Origin of the sequence: Kitasatospora sp. MAP5-34 (assembly GCF_029894335.1) — a bacterium.
Lineage (GTDB): Bacteria > Actinomycetota > Actinomycetes > Streptomycetales > Streptomycetaceae > Kitasatospora.
Genome location: NZ_JARXZC010000058.1, coordinates 1 through 15188, shown reverse-complemented (window position 1 = coordinate 15188; position 15188 = coordinate 1). Strand labels below are relative to the sequence as shown.

Annotated in this window: 17 protein-coding genes and 1 pseudogene; 10 read left to right on the top strand and 8 right to left on the bottom strand. The window is 70.0% G+C overall.

Annotation, left to right across the window (positions count from 1 at the left end):
• Positions 1-388: 388 nt before the first annotated feature.
• Together P3T29_RS30560 and P3T29_RS30555 are read left to right on the top strand one after the other, a co-directional pair.
• Positions 389-1300, top strand: coding sequence for a hypothetical protein (locus P3T29_RS30560; protein ID WP_280719934.1), 912 nt, complete (start codon positions 389-391; stop codon positions 1298-1300).
• A 394-nt stretch (positions 1301-1694) separates the two neighbouring features.
• Positions 1695-2357 carry an HAD family hydrolase gene (locus tag P3T29_RS30555; RefSeq protein WP_280719933.1) on the top strand — a complete coding sequence of 221 codons (663 nt, stop codon included), beginning with the start codon at positions 1695-1697 and terminating at the stop codon, positions 2355-2357.
• Here P3T29_RS30555 and P3T29_RS30550 read toward each other — a convergent pair.
• Positions 2254-3729 (bottom strand): hypothetical protein, encoded by a 1476-nt coding sequence (locus P3T29_RS30550; protein ID WP_280719932.1) that lies wholly within the window; start codon positions 3727-3729, stop codon positions 2254-2256. The two genes, P3T29_RS30555 and P3T29_RS30550, sit on opposite strands and share 104 nt — an antisense overlap.
• A gap of 144 nt (positions 3730-3873) precedes the next feature.
• The gene (locus tag P3T29_RS30545) at positions 3874-4374 is read right to left on the bottom strand and encodes a hypothetical protein (protein ID WP_280719931.1); all 501 of its coding nucleotides are present in this window, start codon (positions 4372-4374) and stop codon (positions 3874-3876) included.
• Between the two features lie 163 nt (positions 4375-4537).
• On the opposite strand from P3T29_RS30545, the gene P3T29_RS30540 reads away from it, so the two are divergent.
• The 3 genes from P3T29_RS30540 to P3T29_RS30530 all read left to right on the top strand — a co-directional run bounded on the left by P3T29_RS30540 (position 4538) and on the right by P3T29_RS30530 (position 6116).
• Positions 4538-4993, top strand: coding sequence for a hypothetical protein (locus tag P3T29_RS30540; RefSeq protein WP_280719930.1), 456 nt, complete (start codon positions 4538-4540; stop codon positions 4991-4993).
• Between the two features lie 77 nt (positions 4994-5070).
• Positions 5071-5910, top strand: coding sequence for a transposase family protein (locus P3T29_RS30535; protein WP_280719929.1), 840 nt, complete (start codon positions 5071-5073; stop codon positions 5908-5910).
• Positions 5907-6116 carry a hypothetical protein gene (locus tag P3T29_RS30530; protein WP_280719928.1) on the top strand — a complete coding sequence of 70 codons (210 nt, stop codon included), beginning with the start codon at positions 5907-5909 and terminating at the stop codon, positions 6114-6116. Before P3T29_RS30535 ends, P3T29_RS30530 begins: the two co-directional genes overlap by 4 nt.
• A gap of 654 nt (positions 6117-6770) precedes the next feature.
• Here P3T29_RS30530 and P3T29_RS30525 read toward each other — a convergent pair.
• Positions 6771-7736: a molybdopterin-dependent oxidoreductase gene (locus P3T29_RS30525; protein ID WP_280719927.1), complete on the bottom strand. Its 966-nt coding sequence runs from the start codon at positions 7734-7736 to the stop codon at positions 6771-6773.
• Positions 7737-7799: 63 nt separating this feature from the next.
• Here P3T29_RS30525 and P3T29_RS30520 point away from each other — a divergent pair, with 63 nt between their 5' ends.
• The 5 genes from P3T29_RS30520 to P3T29_RS30500 all read left to right on the top strand — a co-directional run bounded on the left by P3T29_RS30520 (position 7800) and on the right by P3T29_RS30500 (position 12077).
• Entirely contained in the window at positions 7800-8231 is a 432-nt protein-coding gene (locus P3T29_RS30520; RefSeq protein ID WP_280719926.1) for a hypothetical protein, read from the top strand.
• Positions 8228-8503 (top strand): hypothetical protein, encoded by a 276-nt coding sequence (locus tag P3T29_RS30515; protein ID WP_280719925.1) that lies wholly within the window; start codon positions 8228-8230, stop codon positions 8501-8503. The genes P3T29_RS30520 and P3T29_RS30515 overlap by 4 nt, the downstream gene beginning before the upstream one ends.
• Positions 8434-9120, top strand: a complete 687-nt coding sequence (locus P3T29_RS30510; protein ID WP_280719924.1) for a hypothetical protein — start codon at positions 8434-8436, stop codon at positions 9118-9120. The genes P3T29_RS30515 and P3T29_RS30510 overlap by 70 nt, the downstream gene beginning before the upstream one ends.
• 199 nt (positions 9121-9319) lie before the next feature.
• Positions 9320-11416, top strand: a complete 2097-nt coding sequence (locus P3T29_RS30505) for an RICIN domain-containing protein (RefSeq protein ID WP_280719923.1) — start codon at positions 9320-9322, stop codon at positions 11414-11416.
• Positions 11417-11489: 73 nt separating this feature from the next.
• On the top strand, positions 11490-12077 hold the full coding sequence (locus P3T29_RS30500) for a hypothetical protein (protein ID WP_280719922.1): 588 nt from the start codon (positions 11490-11492) through the stop codon (positions 12075-12077).
• A gap of 198 nt (positions 12078-12275) precedes the next feature.
• On the opposite strand, the pseudogene P3T29_RS30495 reads toward P3T29_RS30500, so the two are convergent.
• The 5 genes and pseudogenes from P3T29_RS30495 to P3T29_RS30475 form a co-directional block, all read right to left on the bottom strand.
• A pseudogene (locus tag P3T29_RS30495) lies at positions 12276-12489 on the bottom strand (HU family DNA-binding protein); the annotation flags it as partial.
• A gap of 325 nt (positions 12490-12814) precedes the next feature.
• Positions 12815-13060, bottom strand: a complete 246-nt coding sequence (locus P3T29_RS30490; RefSeq protein WP_280719921.1) for a hypothetical protein — start codon at positions 13058-13060, stop codon at positions 12815-12817.
• Between the two features lie 267 nt (positions 13061-13327).
• The gene (locus P3T29_RS30485) at positions 13328-14107 is read right to left on the bottom strand and encodes a class III extradiol ring-cleavage dioxygenase (RefSeq protein WP_280719920.1); all 780 of its coding nucleotides are present in this window, start codon (positions 14105-14107) and stop codon (positions 13328-13330) included.
• A gap of 21 nt (positions 14108-14128) precedes the next feature.
• The gene (locus P3T29_RS30480; protein WP_348532877.1) at positions 14129-14368 is read right to left on the bottom strand and encodes a hypothetical protein; all 240 of its coding nucleotides are present in this window, start codon (positions 14366-14368) and stop codon (positions 14129-14131) included.
• Positions 14369-14775: 407 nt separating this feature from the next.
• A partial coding sequence (locus P3T29_RS30475) for a phenolic acid decarboxylase (protein ID WP_280719919.1) occupies positions 14776-15188 on the bottom strand: 413 nt, incomplete at its 5' end.

The window sequence follows — 15188 nt, the reverse complement described above, 5'->3', positions numbered from 1 at the left end:
GCGGGCTCGGCGCCGGCGGTCTCTGTGCCGCCTGGTCGAACGTTCGGCGGAGTACCGGACGCGGGGTGAGGAGCCGTCGGCGGGGACCGGAACGCTGCGCGCCTCGCTGCCGAACGCCCGCCGGGACACACCTCCGACGGGCGTTCTCACCTCGGAGCGTCGGCAGCTTGAACGCCGGTCTTGTCGGCATCTTCGGTCTTCAGTGCCGGGCAGCACCCGTGGCGTCAGGGACGTCTGTGACGCGGGTGTGACAGTAGTCGTACGACCAGCGGAAGACCGGCTGGAAGCATTGCTCCTGAGCGACGGGACCGGCCCTAAGAAACAGCCAGGGACACGACGCCAGACCCACCACACCTGCCACACGTCGATGTCCTCGGGGGACCCCATCATGACCAGCCAGCGCCCTGCCCTGACCGCCTCCGCGAAGAAGGCCGCCGCCATGGCCGCCCTGATGCTCGCCGCGACCGGGGTGGCCGCCCTCCCCGCGTGGGCCGACAGCACCCACACCGTGCTCCCCTGCATGCACGGCTCGGTGAAGCTGCCCGGGGAGACGCCGGTCGCCGGCGGACCTGCCCACCACGGTGCACCTACGCTCAACACCAGCCTGGTCAAGGTGACGAGCGCGAAGGGCGAGACCACCTTCGAGGTCCGGTCCACCGCGACCAACCACACCGGCGCGGCCTACCAGCACGTGACACTCGTCCCGTCGTTCTTCACCACCCTGGGCGTCATGAACGGGGCCAACACCGCCATCCAGTGGGTGCACGACGGCACCGCGACCACTCTTGCGATGCGGCTCGGCTGCGACCCGACCGTGTTCGTCGACTCCGCCGCCCTCGACGCCCCGCTGGCGGACGGCCGGACGGTCAGCTACGACCTGCGGATCACCACCGCCACCGCGGTCGCCGAGCAGGTCACCAACGACTTCCTGGTCAGCACCGGCGGTGCCGCGGACGGGCAGACCGGCCTGACCGGCAACCCGCTCAACCTGACGGACCGCATCCCCGCCAAGCCCTCCTCCCCGACCCCCCAGCCCACCGCCACCCGCGACACGACTCCCGCCCCGACGACGCACACCTCCGCCCCCGCCGCCCCCGCCGCCCCGTCGACTCCCCCGCCCGCGACGAACGCCCAGGCCGCCACCACCGCAACGCCGAACCCGACCACCAGCCAGGCCTCGCTCGCGTCCACCGGCGGCGGGAGCGGCAGCGGCACCCTTCTCGCAGGCGCCGCCGCACTGACCGCCACCGGCGCCGCGGTCCTGTTCGGCCTCAAGCGCCGCGCCCGACGCGCCAACTGAGTACCACTGCGCGAGGCTGACAGCCGGACACCGCACGCACGACGACGCTCGTCGTGCCGAGGAGAAGAACGGCAGAGCCAAGGAGCAGGTGGGCGGTGCGGGGGCGGACGGCGGCCATGCCGCGTCCGGTGGCCTGGACGGTGCCGGCACGGTGCTGGAGCTGCCCGTGGCCGGCGGCGGACAGGCCAGGCTCCAAGAACCGCAGGCCCGCACCCCGCCACGATGTCGGAAAGACCGTCAAACGCGGCCTCACCATGACCGAGCACCAAGACCGGAAGGTTTGCGTCGCCAGGACGGTCGGCTGACCACCCGGTCGCCGGGCCACGCGTCGTGCGGCCAGCTCCTCAAGTCGTTCGAGTCCTGCGCCGACAGGGGACCCAGTAGTGTCCGCTGCATGCGATATGACGTGGTGATATTCGACAATGACGGCGTGCTCGTGGACAGTGAGCCGATCGCCCACCGGGTGTTGTCCGGGTACCTGACCGAGCTCGGCTACCCGACCACTCTTGAGGAGTCATACCGGGACTTCCTCGGGAACGCCGGGCACAACGTGCACGACGTCATCACGGAGCGCTACCGGGGACGGCTGCCGAAGGACTTCGAGGCCCGCTGCCATGAGCGGGTCTTCGCCGCCTTCCGGGCCGAGCTTGTGGCGTCGGCGGGCGCCGAAGAACTGCTGAAGGCCCTTCAGCAGCGAGACCTGCCGTACTGCCTCGCGTCCTCCTCCAACCACGAATGGATCCGACTCTCCCTCGACCTGGCCGGCCTGCGCGAGCACCTGGCCGACGGCCGGATCTTCAGCGCCCAGGACGTCGGTGTCGGCAAGCCGGCACCTGATCTCTTCCTGCATGCGGCGAAGACCCTGGGTGTGGCCCCTGAGCGATGCCTGGTAGTCGAGGACAGCCCCAACGGTGTGCTCGCCGCCCGCTCGGCCGGGATGGACGTCTACGGTTTCACCCGGCCGCAAGGCCGAGCCGGATCGCCGGGCGGACGGCCGGCCCGGCCGTCTGGTCGGCGCCGGCGGATTCGAGGGTGGGCTGGGCCTGGCTGTGGTTGACGTCGGCGGCCAGCACGCGCACACCGTGGCGCTTCGCGTCCTGGATGAGGGTCAGGGGTGAGTAGAAGCCCATCGGCTGGTTGGCCAGCAGCGCGCAGGTGAACGCCTCCGGGTAGTGGTGCTTGAGCCAGGCGCTCGCGTACACCAGCAGCGCGAACGAGGCCGCGTGCGACTCCGGGAAGCCGTAGCTGGAGAACGCCTCGATCTTCACGTATACGTCCTCGGCCACCTCGGGCGGGATACCGCGCTCGGCCATGCCGGCGAGCAGGCGCGTCCGTAGCTCGGCGACCCGCTCGTGGGAGCGCTTGGATCCCATCGCCTGCCTGAGCTTGTCGGCCTCCGTGGGCGTGAACCCCGCGCAGTCGATGGCCAGTTGCATCATCTGCTCCTGGAACAGCGGCACCCCGAGGGTCTTAGCGAGGGCGCGTTCCATCAGCGGATGCGCGATCGTCGGCGCCTCGCGGCCGTTGCGGCGCCGGATGTAGGGGTGGACGGAGCCGCCCTGGATCGGGCCGGGCCGGATCAGGGCCACCTGGACCACCAGGTCGTAAAACTTCCTGGGCCTCATGCGGGGCAGGGCCGAGGCCTGGGCCCGGCTCTCGACCTGGAACACGCCCACCGTGTCGGCCCGGCACAGCATCTCGTAGACGGCCGGATCGTCCGGCGGGATCGTGGCCAGGTCGTAGCGGATTCCGTGGTGACGCTCGATCAGATCGCAGGCGTCATGGACGGCGGACAAGATCCTGAGACACAGCAAGTCGATCTTGATCAGGCCTGCTTCGGCCACGCTGTCCTTGTCCCATCCGAGGACGCTCCGACCGGGCATGGTGGCCCACTCGGTGGGGCAGGTCTCGGCGATCGGGCGGCGGGTGAGAACCATCCCGCCGGAGTGGATGCCGAGGTGGCGGGGCAGCCCGCGCGGTTGCCCCGCCAGGTCGCGCACGTCCTGCGGCACGGAGGCTTCGGCGGGCGGCATCTCGTGCCAGCCGGTCTCCTTGGCGAACCGGTCGAGGTCGCCGGCGGCGTAGCCGAGCACCCGGGCGGCGTCGCGTACGGCCAGCCTGGGCTGGTAGGTGATGACGTTGGCTACCTGGGCGGCGTGGTCGCGGCCGTAGGTGTCGTAGACGTACTGGATGACCTCCTCGCGGCGTCGGTGCTCGATGTCCAGGTCAATGTCCGGCGGCCCGTCGCGCTCGGGGCTGAGGAAGCGTTCGAAGAGCAGGCCGTAGTGGATGGGGTCGACGGAGGTGATCCCGAGGGCGTAGCAGACCGCCGAGTTGGCGGCGGAGCCGCGGCCCTGGCACCAGATGTCGTGTTCTCGGCAGAACCGGACGATGTCGTGGACGATCAGGGTCTGGTGCTCCGGGTTCAAAGGGCTGGTGACCTCGTGTTGAGCCGCCCTGTGATGGTGGCCCAGGGATGGGCAGACCGCTGCTGGGACACTACGGAGGGGTTCATTCCTCGTCGGGAGTGGAAGACCTTCGAGTGGTGACTGCGTCGCCCCTTGGCAGCGTCCTCATTGGGCGTGCCCCAATCCGGCATCACGCTGGTCCAACCGTCTGGCTCTCCACCACGCGGGCAACATAGCCGCTGAAGGTGCGGCCAGCGAGATCCGACCAGCGAACTGCGGTGCTCGCCGTGATGCCGAGGGCTTGTGCGAGGAGGGGGCCTCGATGCGCGCGGCCAGGTGGAGTAGGGCTCGGGACCGTCCCGGCCCTGGGTGTAGGCCGAGCCGGCACAGGCGCACTGCCGCGCGGGCGGTGCTGAGCGGTCGGCCTGCCTTGGTGCCGGGGCAGAGCCATGGGTTGGTGACGATCGCCGTCGCGTTGCGGCTTCGCAGGAGTTGTCGGGCGATGAGTTGGTCGAGCAGGGGTGGGAGACGGAGCGCGGTCGGGCCGAGCTGCAGGTGAACCTCCGGCTCGTTGGTGCCGTCGGCGGTGGAGATCGTGACCTGGTCGGTCCGGATGAGCAGGGTCTTTGTCAGCGGTGTCGCGTAGGTCAGGATGATGGCGCCCATGAGCCTTCGCCATCTTCGAACGTGCTGGTCGGAGGCCCTGGCGTGATGCCCGGTCGGGATACTCATGCTGGTCGCGGGCGGCAGTCTGGGCTGTAGATCGTCCGGCAGGCCCGTTCCCAGGTTCCCGCCCGCTGTACCCGGGCCGGCTTCTACCATCCGGTACATGACGGACCCCGAGACGCTGGGACGGATCGCCGCGCGCCGCGCGGAACTGGATGGACTCGAAGAACAACTGACCAAACAACTCACGGATGTTCGAGTCGAGCGTGACGAACTCGCCATCACCGAACGGGTCCTGGCCCGCATGAATGCGCAGATCGCCGAGGAGCGTGCAGCCACCGCGCCAGCGTCGGCGCAGGTCGCAGGCCATGCGGTGCTGCTGATCCCGCACCGGGAGCCGGACATCGCAGAGTCGGCGCTGCCCCCGGAGTACCAGCGGATCATGGCTGCCGTGCGACAGGGCGGCGGGCCGGTGATGACGCGGCAGGTCGGCGAGGTGCTCGGGCTGGACACCGGGGTGCGCGGCAAACTCGAACCCCTGCGCGGGAAGCTGACCAAGCTCGCCGAACGCGGCTGGCTGCGCAAACTCCCCGACGGACGCTTCACCCCGCGCCCGTGACCAGCACTGTTTCCGACCGCTGCCCCGACCCAGGGCGGAAGCGTAACTGCGGTGCCCCCAAGGCTCGTTGAGATTGTGTGACGAAAACCAAAGAGCACACCGAGGACACCGCCCCTCTTGTCTACCAGTGCCGCCTGAATGTGTCCACGAGCACCATCGACTACCTCGCCGACCTGCTGCGCGCCCACTTGAAGAAGATCGGTTCCCCGTTCCGGTCGCGGCCGCCGGGCCGGATCGCGGTCCTGGTGCTGGCCCTGCTGCGGCGTGACCAGCGCCTTCTCGACCTGGCCGGCGGATCGGGGGTGCCCGAGTCCACCCTGCGGCGCTGGCGCGACGAGATGGTCGGCCTGCTCGCCGCGAAGGCCCCGCGCCCAGGCCGGGCACTGCGCAAGATAGCCGAGCGGGGCGGAGAGGTCGTGCTGATCGACGGCACCCTGATCCCCACTCAGCGGCGCACCGGCCCCGACGATCGTCGCAATTTCTCCGGCAAGCACCACCGCCACGGCCTGCACTTCCTCGCCCTGACCGACGAGAAGGGCCGCCTGCTGTGGATCTCCGCCGCCCGGCCCGGGCGCACCCACGACGCCACCGCCACCCGCCACGACCACATCGTCGAGCACCTGAAGGCGGCTGGCCTCGGGGCGCTTGCCGACCTCGGCTTCCTCGGCGTCGACAAGCCCAAGAACCCCGATGACCTGGTCATCGTCACCGGCTACAAAGCCACCCGGACCCGCAAGCTCACGCCCGGCCAGAAGCAGGCCAACCGCATCCTGTCGGCCGCACGCGCCATGGTCGAACACGGCTTCGCGAACTTGAAGGCGTGGCGGATCCTGGCCAAGCTCCGCACCGACCCCGCCCGCGCCACCCACCTCCTGCGCGCCCTGCTCGTCCTGACGAACCTCACGGTCAACCGATGACGGACGATCAAGACCGCAGACTGCCGCCCGCGACCAGCGTGAGTACCCCGACCGAGCGTCACGCCAGGGCCTCCGACCAGCACGTTCGAAGATGGCGAAGCTTCCATGATGCGGTCGGCCAGGTCGAGGCTCTCGTCGTGCAGCAGGCGCCGCAGCAGGTGCCATCGTTCCTCGGGGGTGATGGCGGCGCCGGGCTGGTCGGCTGATGGTTTTCGGCAGGCGAGTTTGCGGGATCGGCGGGTCTTGGTCGTCCGGCGTAGGAACGGCTCTAACGTTCCGGCCAGGTGGGCGTGTTGGGTGACGAAGTCGTCGACGTCGGTCTGGGTAGCCCGGGTCAGCGCCGTGTCGTGGCCGTCCAGCCAGGTCAGGAATCGGTGCGCGGTCCTGATCCGGGTCTTGGCGTATTGCAGGGTGGAGTAGGTCTGGGGGCGGCTGTCCCGGGGCCGGTGGATTCTCGGCAGGATGCGCCAGGTCCCGTACTCGTGTAGGACGAGTCGGTGGGCGGCCGGTTCACTGTCGTCGAGGTAGGTGGCGAGCCAGGTCTGGAAGTCCGCGGCGTAGGTGTTGCGTTGGGGTGGGCAGCCGGTTGCCATGAGCCGGCCGCGGAGGTGTCGGTGGTGCGGGTGCGAGGCAGGTCGTCGAGGGCGGTGTGGTCGATCGGGATCGCGCCACAGCCCATGCCGATCAGGAGCGGCGGGTTCGTGCGCAGCCACTTCAGTGAGGTCGCCGGGCGGGGGCCGTCGAGGAGTGCGTGGCGTAGTGGGGCCCGGTGGGCAGCGGCTGCCCACCGGGCTCTTTGCGGGCTTCCGTCACCCCGGCCGGTTCCTCGACCCGATGTTCGCGCAGACCCGCCCGGGCTGTCACCGCTCAGCCGGTCGCATGCCTGTCTCGGCGACGACATGGATCTCGTGGACGGCGTTTCGGTCTCCGGTGAGCGGCTGGACGCGCCCGGCGGAGTCGGTGGCCCGGCAACGGATGCGGTGCGGGCCCGGGGCCAGGTCGTACCGTAGACGGAAGCGCTGCCAGGCGAGGTCCGGGCCACGCCGGTCCAGCACGGCAGGCTGCCAGTCGGCGTCGTCCACGGCGATCTCGACGGACGTCACCTCGGTGGAACTCCAGGCGTAGCCCGCCAGTTCGCGACTTCCGGCCGGGATGGGGCGCCCGTCGTCCGGGGTGAGCAGCTTGCTGCTGACGTCCTTCTCGCGGACCGGCCGGGCCTGGCTCTCGCCCGGCAGGACGCGGGTGTAGAGACGGGTGGTGAAGAGGTGGTCGGGACGGTCGGCGGCCAGCACGATCCGGCTCAGCCACTTGACGGAGTTGGTCCCGAACATCCGGGGCGCCACCGCCCGCAGCGGGTAGCCGTGGTCCGGGCGCAGCGGTTCGCCGTTCATGGTGTGCGCGAGGACGACATCGGCGCTCGCCTGGTCGAGGGGCAGGTCCTTGAGGTAGTTCAGGCCGCTCTCTCCCGCGAAGTCGCCCGAGTCGGCGCCCTCCAGCCAGACGTGCTGGGCTTGCGGGCGCAGGCCGGCGAGCTCCAGTACGGCGGCGAGCGGGATACCGGCCCACTCCAGGTTGGTGACGGCGCGGGTTGGCACGTGGGGGCGCAGTGGGTTGCCGAAGCACTCGTGGACGGCGGTGAAGTGGACCTGCGGCAAGCCCTGGATGGCCGGGAAGTCCAGCCGCAGGGGCCGCTCCACCAGGCCCTCGACGGTGAGCGACCAGGTCTCGGGATCCAGCCGCGGGTGCGGTCCAAGGTGGTTGCGGATGAAGACCTCGTCGACCGGGGTGATGAAGAGGTCGGGTGTCCGCGGATCGGTCCTGATCATTGTCATGTCCCCCGTGTCGAACTCGCTGTTACGTGCGACCGACAGTACAAGGGAGCAACTGACGTGGGGTGCCTGGCCGCATCCGTCCGTGGGCGGCGCGGTGTTCACGCAGACCATCGCGACGCCCACCGCACTCCGCCCAACTGCTTCGGCGTCGAACCCGGCGCCGGCCACGTCTACTACGTACTCCTGGACGGCGATGCCTGGTTCGCCAACACCTCCATCGAACTGTGGCTGAAGACGCTCCACCACTACGGCCAGCACGTGAGCCGGTCCGAGGCATTCAACGACCCGACGAACGAGAAAACGAAACCCTGGCCGGAGTTCCTCGACCAGCTGGCTGTGGTGAGCAAACCAAAGCCCACTGCTGACATGCCACCACGCACCGGCGCAGTGGCGTCCGGATTTCTGCCGCAGGAGCGCGTTCCCGCTAATCCTCCTGTGCTGGGGCGGGCTGACGCGCCGCTGCTGGTGGGGGGAGGATTCGGATCATGACTGCTGCATCGCGTATCGCCATGCCCGGCCAGATCTGGCACCTGGCCGCTGGCGACCCGGCGGGTCCGCTGTACGTGACCGGTTACGGATCGGACCCGCTGAAGACGGTACTCACCGCCGTCGACCCGGGCGGGCAGGTGCTGTGGCAACGGGACCTCCCCGGCACCGGCCGTCCCTGGTCCCGGGTCAGCGAACACGGGACGTGTGGATCGCGCACCCTGAAGCGACCTGGCACGTCCTGGAGGAGATCGACGCTGCCGGTCGCACTCTGAACACCGTCGTCCCGCCATGCCAGCCCGGCGAGGACATCGGCACCTTCGTCCTGCTCCCGGACGGCTTCTACATCGCCTGGACCGCCGCCCCGCCCATGCTCCGCGGAGCAGCGCCCCTGCGCGAGCCCCACGTCGCCCGCTACACCAGCGCCGGCCACCGCCTGTGGTCCACACCCATCCGGCTCGGCGACCTGTCCTATCCCGGAGTGGTCGAGCTGAGCGAAGAGAACGGTTGGAAGCTGCAGGCCAAGCGCCCCTGGACACCACGTGGGGTCCGCAGCGCCCACCACGAGCCCCTGCTCATATCCGGCAACCGCGTGGCCGCATCCTTCGAAGACACCAGTGGCCTGGCCCGTACCTTCCTCCTCGACCTGGGAACCGGGCACACCGTCGCCGTCACCGCCCCGGCCCCCGGCGGACACAAGGCCATCGCCGACGACGGCGGGTTCCTGATCGGCGCCCAGGGCTACGGCACCTTCGAGACCACCCTGCTCACCCGCGACGGCACCGCCACCACCCGCGCCCGGCCCGACCCCACCGAACACCACCCGGTTCACCACCACGCTCTCAACCTGACAACACCCAGCCAGCGGCTCTTACAAGATCTTCATAGCTGATGACCGCATCAACTTGCCTGTGGTATCGGCTGGTTGGTGATGTGATCATGGAAGCGTGCGTCCACGGTGTTTCCACCCGGTCGATGACCTCAGCCAAAACAAATCCCGAATCCGGACAAGTTTTCGTTATCCGCGTCGTCGTGGCGGTTCTCCCAAGTGTCGGCAGCGTTCCCCTCATCTGTCGACCGGGAGAGTGAACATGACTGGCAAGCGAGCGGCGCACGGGCGTCGCAAGGGCCGTCGGATACCGGTGCTGACAGCCCTGGCGGTGGCCACCGGCCTCGTCGCCGGCGTGATCGGGATCAACGCGGCGCAGGGCGGGCAGCAGAGCAGGCCGACCGCCGCGGCCCAGGCGGAGCGGTCCGCCGCGGCGGGCTCGGCCCTCGGGCAGGCGGCCTCCGGCCGGAAGGCCGTGCCGACGCCCGCGGCCGCGCCGCAGCACAAGGTCTCGCCGACCCCGCCGGCCGCGGTGCCCAAGCCCGACCCCGCGCGCGGCATGGTCTACACCGGGCTGGCCATCGCGGCCAAGACCGACCCGTGCGCGGGCGAGTTCCGGACCTCGGCGGTGGACCTTTGCACCCACGGGCCGGACGCCGCCCCGCAGGGCGTCGACATCCACGCGACCGTCCCGGTGGCCGTGTCCGCGACCGCCACCGCTCCCACGCTGCTCGGCTCCGGCCAGGCACCCGCCGCCGCCGACCTGCTCAAGGGCGGCGATCCCGTCCTGGACGCCGCCCCCGGCGCCTCCCCTGCCTCCGCCGGCGCGCCTGCGCCCGCCGCCCCCGCCGACGGAGGTTCCGCGGTGGTCTGCGACGGTGACGGCACCAGCGGCAACCGGGTGCAGGTGCTGTACGTGCACGGCTCCGACCAGGACCGCTACGCCCAGTACCTGGCCTCCTTCAAGAAGTGGGCGGCCGACGTCGACGTCATCTACGACGCGAGCGCCCAGCAGACCGGCGGCGACCGGCACGTGCGCTACGTGACCGACGCGGACTGCACCGCCAACGTGCTGGACGTCCAGCTGCCGGACTCTGCACTGAGCGATTTCGGTGCGACCAACGACGCGCTGGCGCAGCTGGGTTACAACCGGCACGACCGCAAGTACATGATGTTCGCCGACGCCGCCGTGTACTGCGGCATCGGCACATTCGCGGGCGACGAGCGGCCGGAGCAGGCCAACCTGAGCAACTTCGGTCCCTCGTACGGCCGTAGCGACTCGGCCTGCTGGAGCGCACACGTCGCCGCGCACGAACTCGGGCACAACCTCGGCGCGGTCAACAACAGCGCCCCCTACTCCAGCAAGGCCGCTCACTGCACGGTCGACTGGGACCTGATGTGCTACTCGGACGCCCCCTACTACCCGACGATGCAGACCCTCTGCCCCGACCAGGCGCAGCAGGACCGGCTCGACTGCACCAAGGACGACTACTTCAACACCAATCCCAAGCCGGGAAGTTACCTGTCCACGCACTGGAACGTGGCGGACAACCAGTTCCTGATCACCGGCGGCGGCACCGGCCCGAACCCCACCCCCTCGCCCAGCCCGTCGCCCTCGCAGAGTAAGAGCCCCGACCCGACCCCGAGCCCGACGCCGACTGGTGGGCCCAGCACCGGGCCCGACCTGACGATCAGCCAGGTCACCCAGAACTCCGCGCTGCTCAGCTGGACCGCGGTCCCCTCCGCCGCCGGGTACCAGATCCTGCTGAACGGCAAGGCCATCGGCACCGTCACGTCCACCGTGGTGCGGGTGGTCTCGCTGCGGCCGGACACCGACTACACCTTCGCCGTCGCGGTCCGCGACCAGGACGGCCAGGTCTCGCAGCCCGGGGCGTCGGCCTCGCTGCGCACCCTCGCCGAGCAGGGCGCCACCACACCGGGCAAGCCGTACACCATGACCAACAGCTTCACCGGCCAGGTAGCCTCCGTATGGAGCGGCTCCAGCAACGACGGCGACGTGCTGTTCGCCTACCAGAGCACCGGATACAGCAACCAGCAGTGGGACTTCGAGGACGCGGGCAACGGCCTGGTGCGGATCAAGAACGTGCAGTCCGGCAAGTGCCTGCAGGTCGGCGGCACGCTGGTGGCGGGCGAGTTCGTCTTCCAGCAGCCGTGCGGGGACTCCGACGCTCAGGCCTGGCAGCTGAGTGACACCGGCAGTGGCCACACTCTGAGCGCCAAGGGGTCGAACCTGGTGCTGGGCACCAGCAACCGCTGGTACTACGGCGGTTGGCTGCTGGAGCTGCAGCAGCCGAACGGCCAGTCCTACCAGAACTGGACCATCCAGCCGGCCTCCTGACCCACGCCGGCACCTCCCGGGGGTGGGGCGGCCCACACGCCGCCCCACCCCCTCTCGGCTACCTGGGGTTCCCATGAACAGAGCAGTAGTACCGCCCGTCGCCGTCCTCGCGCTGGCGGCCTGCGCCGTGCTGGCTGGCGCGACGCCGGCCGCCGCCCACGGCGGCAACATCCACTTCGCGATCACCGCCCACACCGACGGTCGCACCCAGACCACCGCCAGCTACGACGACGGCGACCCGGTGGACGAACCGGTCGCCGCCACGCTCAGCGCCATCTCCTCGGACGGACGCACCGTCGGCCCGTGGCCGCTGCTCGCAGTCGCCGGCACGGAGGCCGCCTACACCACCCGTCTGGCCCTGCCCCCGGGCAGCTGGAAGGTGAGCGTCGACTCCGCCTTCCCCGAACTCGGCCACGGCGAAAGCGACCTCGCCATCACCGCCGTCCCCAACACCCAGCCCTCGCCGAGCCCGGCAACGATCGGGCCGACTGCGCCGAGCGCGGCCGTCCCCGCGCCGCCGCATGCGGCCGTCGCGCGCACAACCACCCAGGCGGCAGCTCGTCCCCGGCCCTCCGGGCAGCTCTCCCTCGTGCTCGTAACGCTTGCCGGCGCACTCGGCGTGGGCGCGGCTGCGGCCGCGGTGATCGTACGGCGCCGGTGAAGGGGGACACGCAGGGTCAGCTGCAGATGGTCACCGCCGACACCCGCGACCAGGTCGAAGCATGCCGAGCAACGGGATCCCGGTACTGAAGCTGATCCGGTCCATGTCCAGCCCCGGGGTGGGGATCGCGACGTCCGCGGCGGTGCGAATCAGGGCCTAATAGACCGTCAGGAGTGCGTAGACCTCCTGGTCCAGGCCGTCGATGGGGTCGCCGGTCTGGGGGTTGCGTGCGGTGCGGGCGGCGCGCAGGGTCCGCTCGAAGCCGAGGAAACCGGGGATGGTGATCTTCTCGCCCCCCCTTGGCGACGACCTCGCTCGTGATCTCGGCGAAGGCGTTCAGGACCGCATCGGCGTCCTTGCGGTCCACCTCGGCGCGCTCAGCGATCGCGATCACCAGTTCACTGCGGTTCATGTGGACAAACCTTCGATCGACGGGGGACTTCGGATCCCCCGCATGCTCCCAGGCCACACCGGCAACAGCCCGCCCCGACACTCCCACGTCCCCCAATCCGGCGAACACGCGTCCAACGGGCTCTGCCGTGCACCCCGGCGAGATGAACAGCGGGCAGCAGGCTCGGCGCGGGGCTCCGGATCGAGCGCCGGCCGAGCGGAGTGATCACCTCAGGTGCGCCGTCACCCTCCAGTTCTGGTCGGCGGTCGTCGTCCCGGGTCGTGCGGCGGGCTCGGTGGCTGTGCCGAGCGGGGTCCTGCGGCCCGGTACGGTCGGTTGGCTCTCCTCAGCTGTGTTCGACGAAGCGGACGGCCCACGCGTAGCCGCTGAGGCTGGCGGACGGCACCCGGCGGACCTCGGTCACCCGGCAACCGTCGTGGGCGTACTTGAGGGCGAACCGCTCCAGGCGCTGCGCGTCGTCGAGCTCTTCCATCGAGAGGGGGGCGCCGACGACCAGGTCCTCGTGCAGCGTCGCTCCGTGGGCGGGATCGCCCGAACAGGTGCGGCACTGGTGTGTTGCGGGCAGGGACATGCTGCCAGTGTGCGCCTGCCGAGCCCCGACGGCCCCACCTGCGGGAGCGCCGATCCGGGTACGCCCCGGCCCTACAGGCCACGGCGTGCTGGGCACGAAGTCTCAGCAGTCCGGACCGCCCGCGATCCCGGCCTACACATCGGCGGCGGCGCTCTTCGCCGCTCACGCACCGCCAGCCCGGTCGCGTAGTGCCGCCAGGCCTCCATGGCCTGCTCCATCACCGGGTGACGAAGGCGTGTTCGGCATCCCGCTCCCGGGCGGCTGGGATCAGCCGATCTGGATGGACCGTTTGGCGAGTCCGGCCCAGAAGCCGTCGATGATGGTGCGTTGGGTGTCCAGGTCGTCCGTTGCGGCGCCGAGGGTGACGAACAGCGGGGAGAAGTGCTCGATTCGGGGATGGGCGAGCTTTGCGGCCGGGGCCTTGTGCTCGAAGTCGAGGAGGGCGTCGACGTCGTGGGCCGCGAGTGTGCGCCGTCCCCAGTCGTCGAACTCGGTCATGACGGATGACACTTGGCCGTCCATGTTGAGGGCGCGCAGGTTGTGGGTGAAGAAGCCGCTGCCCACGATCAGTACGCCCTCGTCGCGCAGGAGGGCCAGTCTGCGGCCGATCTCCATCAGCCGCTGCGGGTCGAGGGTGGGCATCGAGATCTGCAGCACTGGGATGTCGGCGTCCGGGAACATCTCCACGAGCGGGACGTATGCCCCGTGGTCCAGGCCCCGGTCGGGGACGTCCTGTACCGACATTCCCGGTGCCCGCAGCAGTTTGCGCACGCTCTGGGCGAGCTCGGGCGCGCCTGGTGCCGGGTAGCGGACCTGGTAGTAGCGCTCGGGGAAGCCCCAGAAGTCGTAGACGAGCGGCAGGGTGGTGGTGGCGCCCAGGGCCAGCGGCGCCTCTTCCCAGTGCGCGGAGATCATCAGGATCGCCTTGGGCTTGGGCAGGTCGGCGGACCAGGCGGCGAGCTGGCCGGGCCAGATCGGGTCGTCGGCCAGTGGTGGGGCGCCATGCGAGAGGTAGAGGGCGGGCATCCGCTCGGTGGTGGTGGACATGGAGGGCTCCTGAAGGTCGTGTCAGATGGCGAGAGGTGTCCGCGCGAGGAGGTCCGCGTGGTTGCCGAGTTCGATGCTGTGGCCGGTGTGTTCCGCCTTGGCGCGCAGGTAGTGCAGGTTGCCGATAGTGACGAAGACCCCGGTGGGGATGCGGTCTCGGACCCGCGCACCGGGTGCGCGCGGCTGCGCGGCCTTGTCCGGGTTGTTGGACAGCAGGTCGATGCCGTCGACGCCGAGGGCGGCCAGCATCTGCTTTCCAATTCTGCTCAGCGCTGTTCAGCGGGGTCCGCACAGGTTCTGACCTGCGATTTTCCCGCCCGGGGGGAGGTGGCTGAACCCACCCGAACGGCGATGGACGAGACCCAGAACCGAGGCCGAGAACCGGGGCGGCGTTCGATGCTCTCGACGGTAGGGCCTCCAGGAACGACCGGGACGAAGCCCAACCACGCCGGGTCCGACGATTCCATGTGGCGATCGTGGTCTCACAGGTAGCCGGCGGCCCGGGAAGCAGCCGCGCCGGCTCATCCTTGTCGGCGCCTTGACTGCCCGCTTGCCCGGCTTGGCGGGCCCTTCGGGAACATGGTTCCCCAGGGGCCCGCCGGTGCTGGTCGCCGCGTTCTCCGGGCGTTCGGGGTCCGCTGCTCTGTCGGCTTCCGGGCCGTGAGCTGTCAGATCCGGGTCACGGGTCCGGAGTGGAAGAGGCTCTTCTTGCCGTCGCTGGTGTCGAAGGTCATGAACGCCGTTACCCGGGAGGTGTTCAGGTCGAGGAGCTGGCTGACGGTGGTTCCCGCGGGCTCCAGCCAGTTGTACCAGTAGAGCCCGGGCGCGACCTCGCGGCTGTGAACCGTCTCCGTCTCGCTTCGGCCGGCAGCCGGGCCGGCGGTGCAGACCCAGTGGATCGAGGTGGGGTCGATGTACTCGACGTCGAACTCATACCCGGTCTCGTAGGCCAGGTGCAGCTTCGTTCCGTTGGGAACCATGGGAATCTGAACCGCTGCGGGTTTGACCGAGACTCCTTCTCTTGGAAGGATCGAGTCCGTTATGAGGAAGCCATACCCCACTGAGGTCCGGGAGCGGGCGG

Excerpts from the sequence above, each read along its gene's own strand:
- P3T29_RS30560 (WP_280719934.1), top strand. The coding sequence starts at position 389 with ATGACCAGCCAGCGCCCTGCCCTGACCGCCTCCGCGAAGAAGGCCGCC.
- P3T29_RS30555 (WP_280719933.1), top strand. The coding sequence starts at position 1,695 with ATGCGATATGACGTGGTGATATTCGACAATGACGGCGTGCTCGTGGAC.
- P3T29_RS30545 (WP_280719931.1), bottom strand. The coding sequence starts at position 4,374 with ATGGGCGCCATCATCCTGACCTACGCGACACCGCTGACAAAGACCCTG.
- P3T29_RS30540 (WP_280719930.1), top strand. The coding sequence starts at position 4,538 with ATGACGGACCCCGAGACGCTGGGACGGATCGCCGCGCGCCGCGCGGAA.
- P3T29_RS30530 (WP_280719928.1), top strand. The coding sequence starts at position 5,907 with ATGACGGACGATCAAGACCGCAGACTGCCGCCCGCGACCAGCGTGAGT.
- P3T29_RS30525 (WP_280719927.1), bottom strand. The coding sequence starts at position 7,736 with ATGATCAGGACCGATCCGCGGACACCCGACCTCTTCATCACCCCGGTC.
- P3T29_RS30515 (WP_280719925.1), top strand. The coding sequence starts at position 8,228 with ATGACTGCTGCATCGCGTATCGCCATGCCCGGCCAGATCTGGCACCTG.
- P3T29_RS30505 (WP_280719923.1), top strand. The coding sequence starts at position 9,320 with ATGACTGGCAAGCGAGCGGCGCACGGGCGTCGCAAGGGCCGTCGGATA.
- P3T29_RS30500 (WP_280719922.1), top strand. The coding sequence starts at position 11,490 with ATGAACAGAGCAGTAGTACCGCCCGTCGCCGTCCTCGCGCTGGCGGCC.
- P3T29_RS30490 (WP_280719921.1), bottom strand. The coding sequence starts at position 13,060 with ATGTCCCTGCCCGCAACACACCAGTGCCGCACCTGTTCGGGCGATCCC.
- P3T29_RS30485 (WP_280719920.1), bottom strand. The coding sequence starts at position 14,107 with ATGTCCACCACCACCGAGCGGATGCCCGCCCTCTACCTCTCGCATGGC.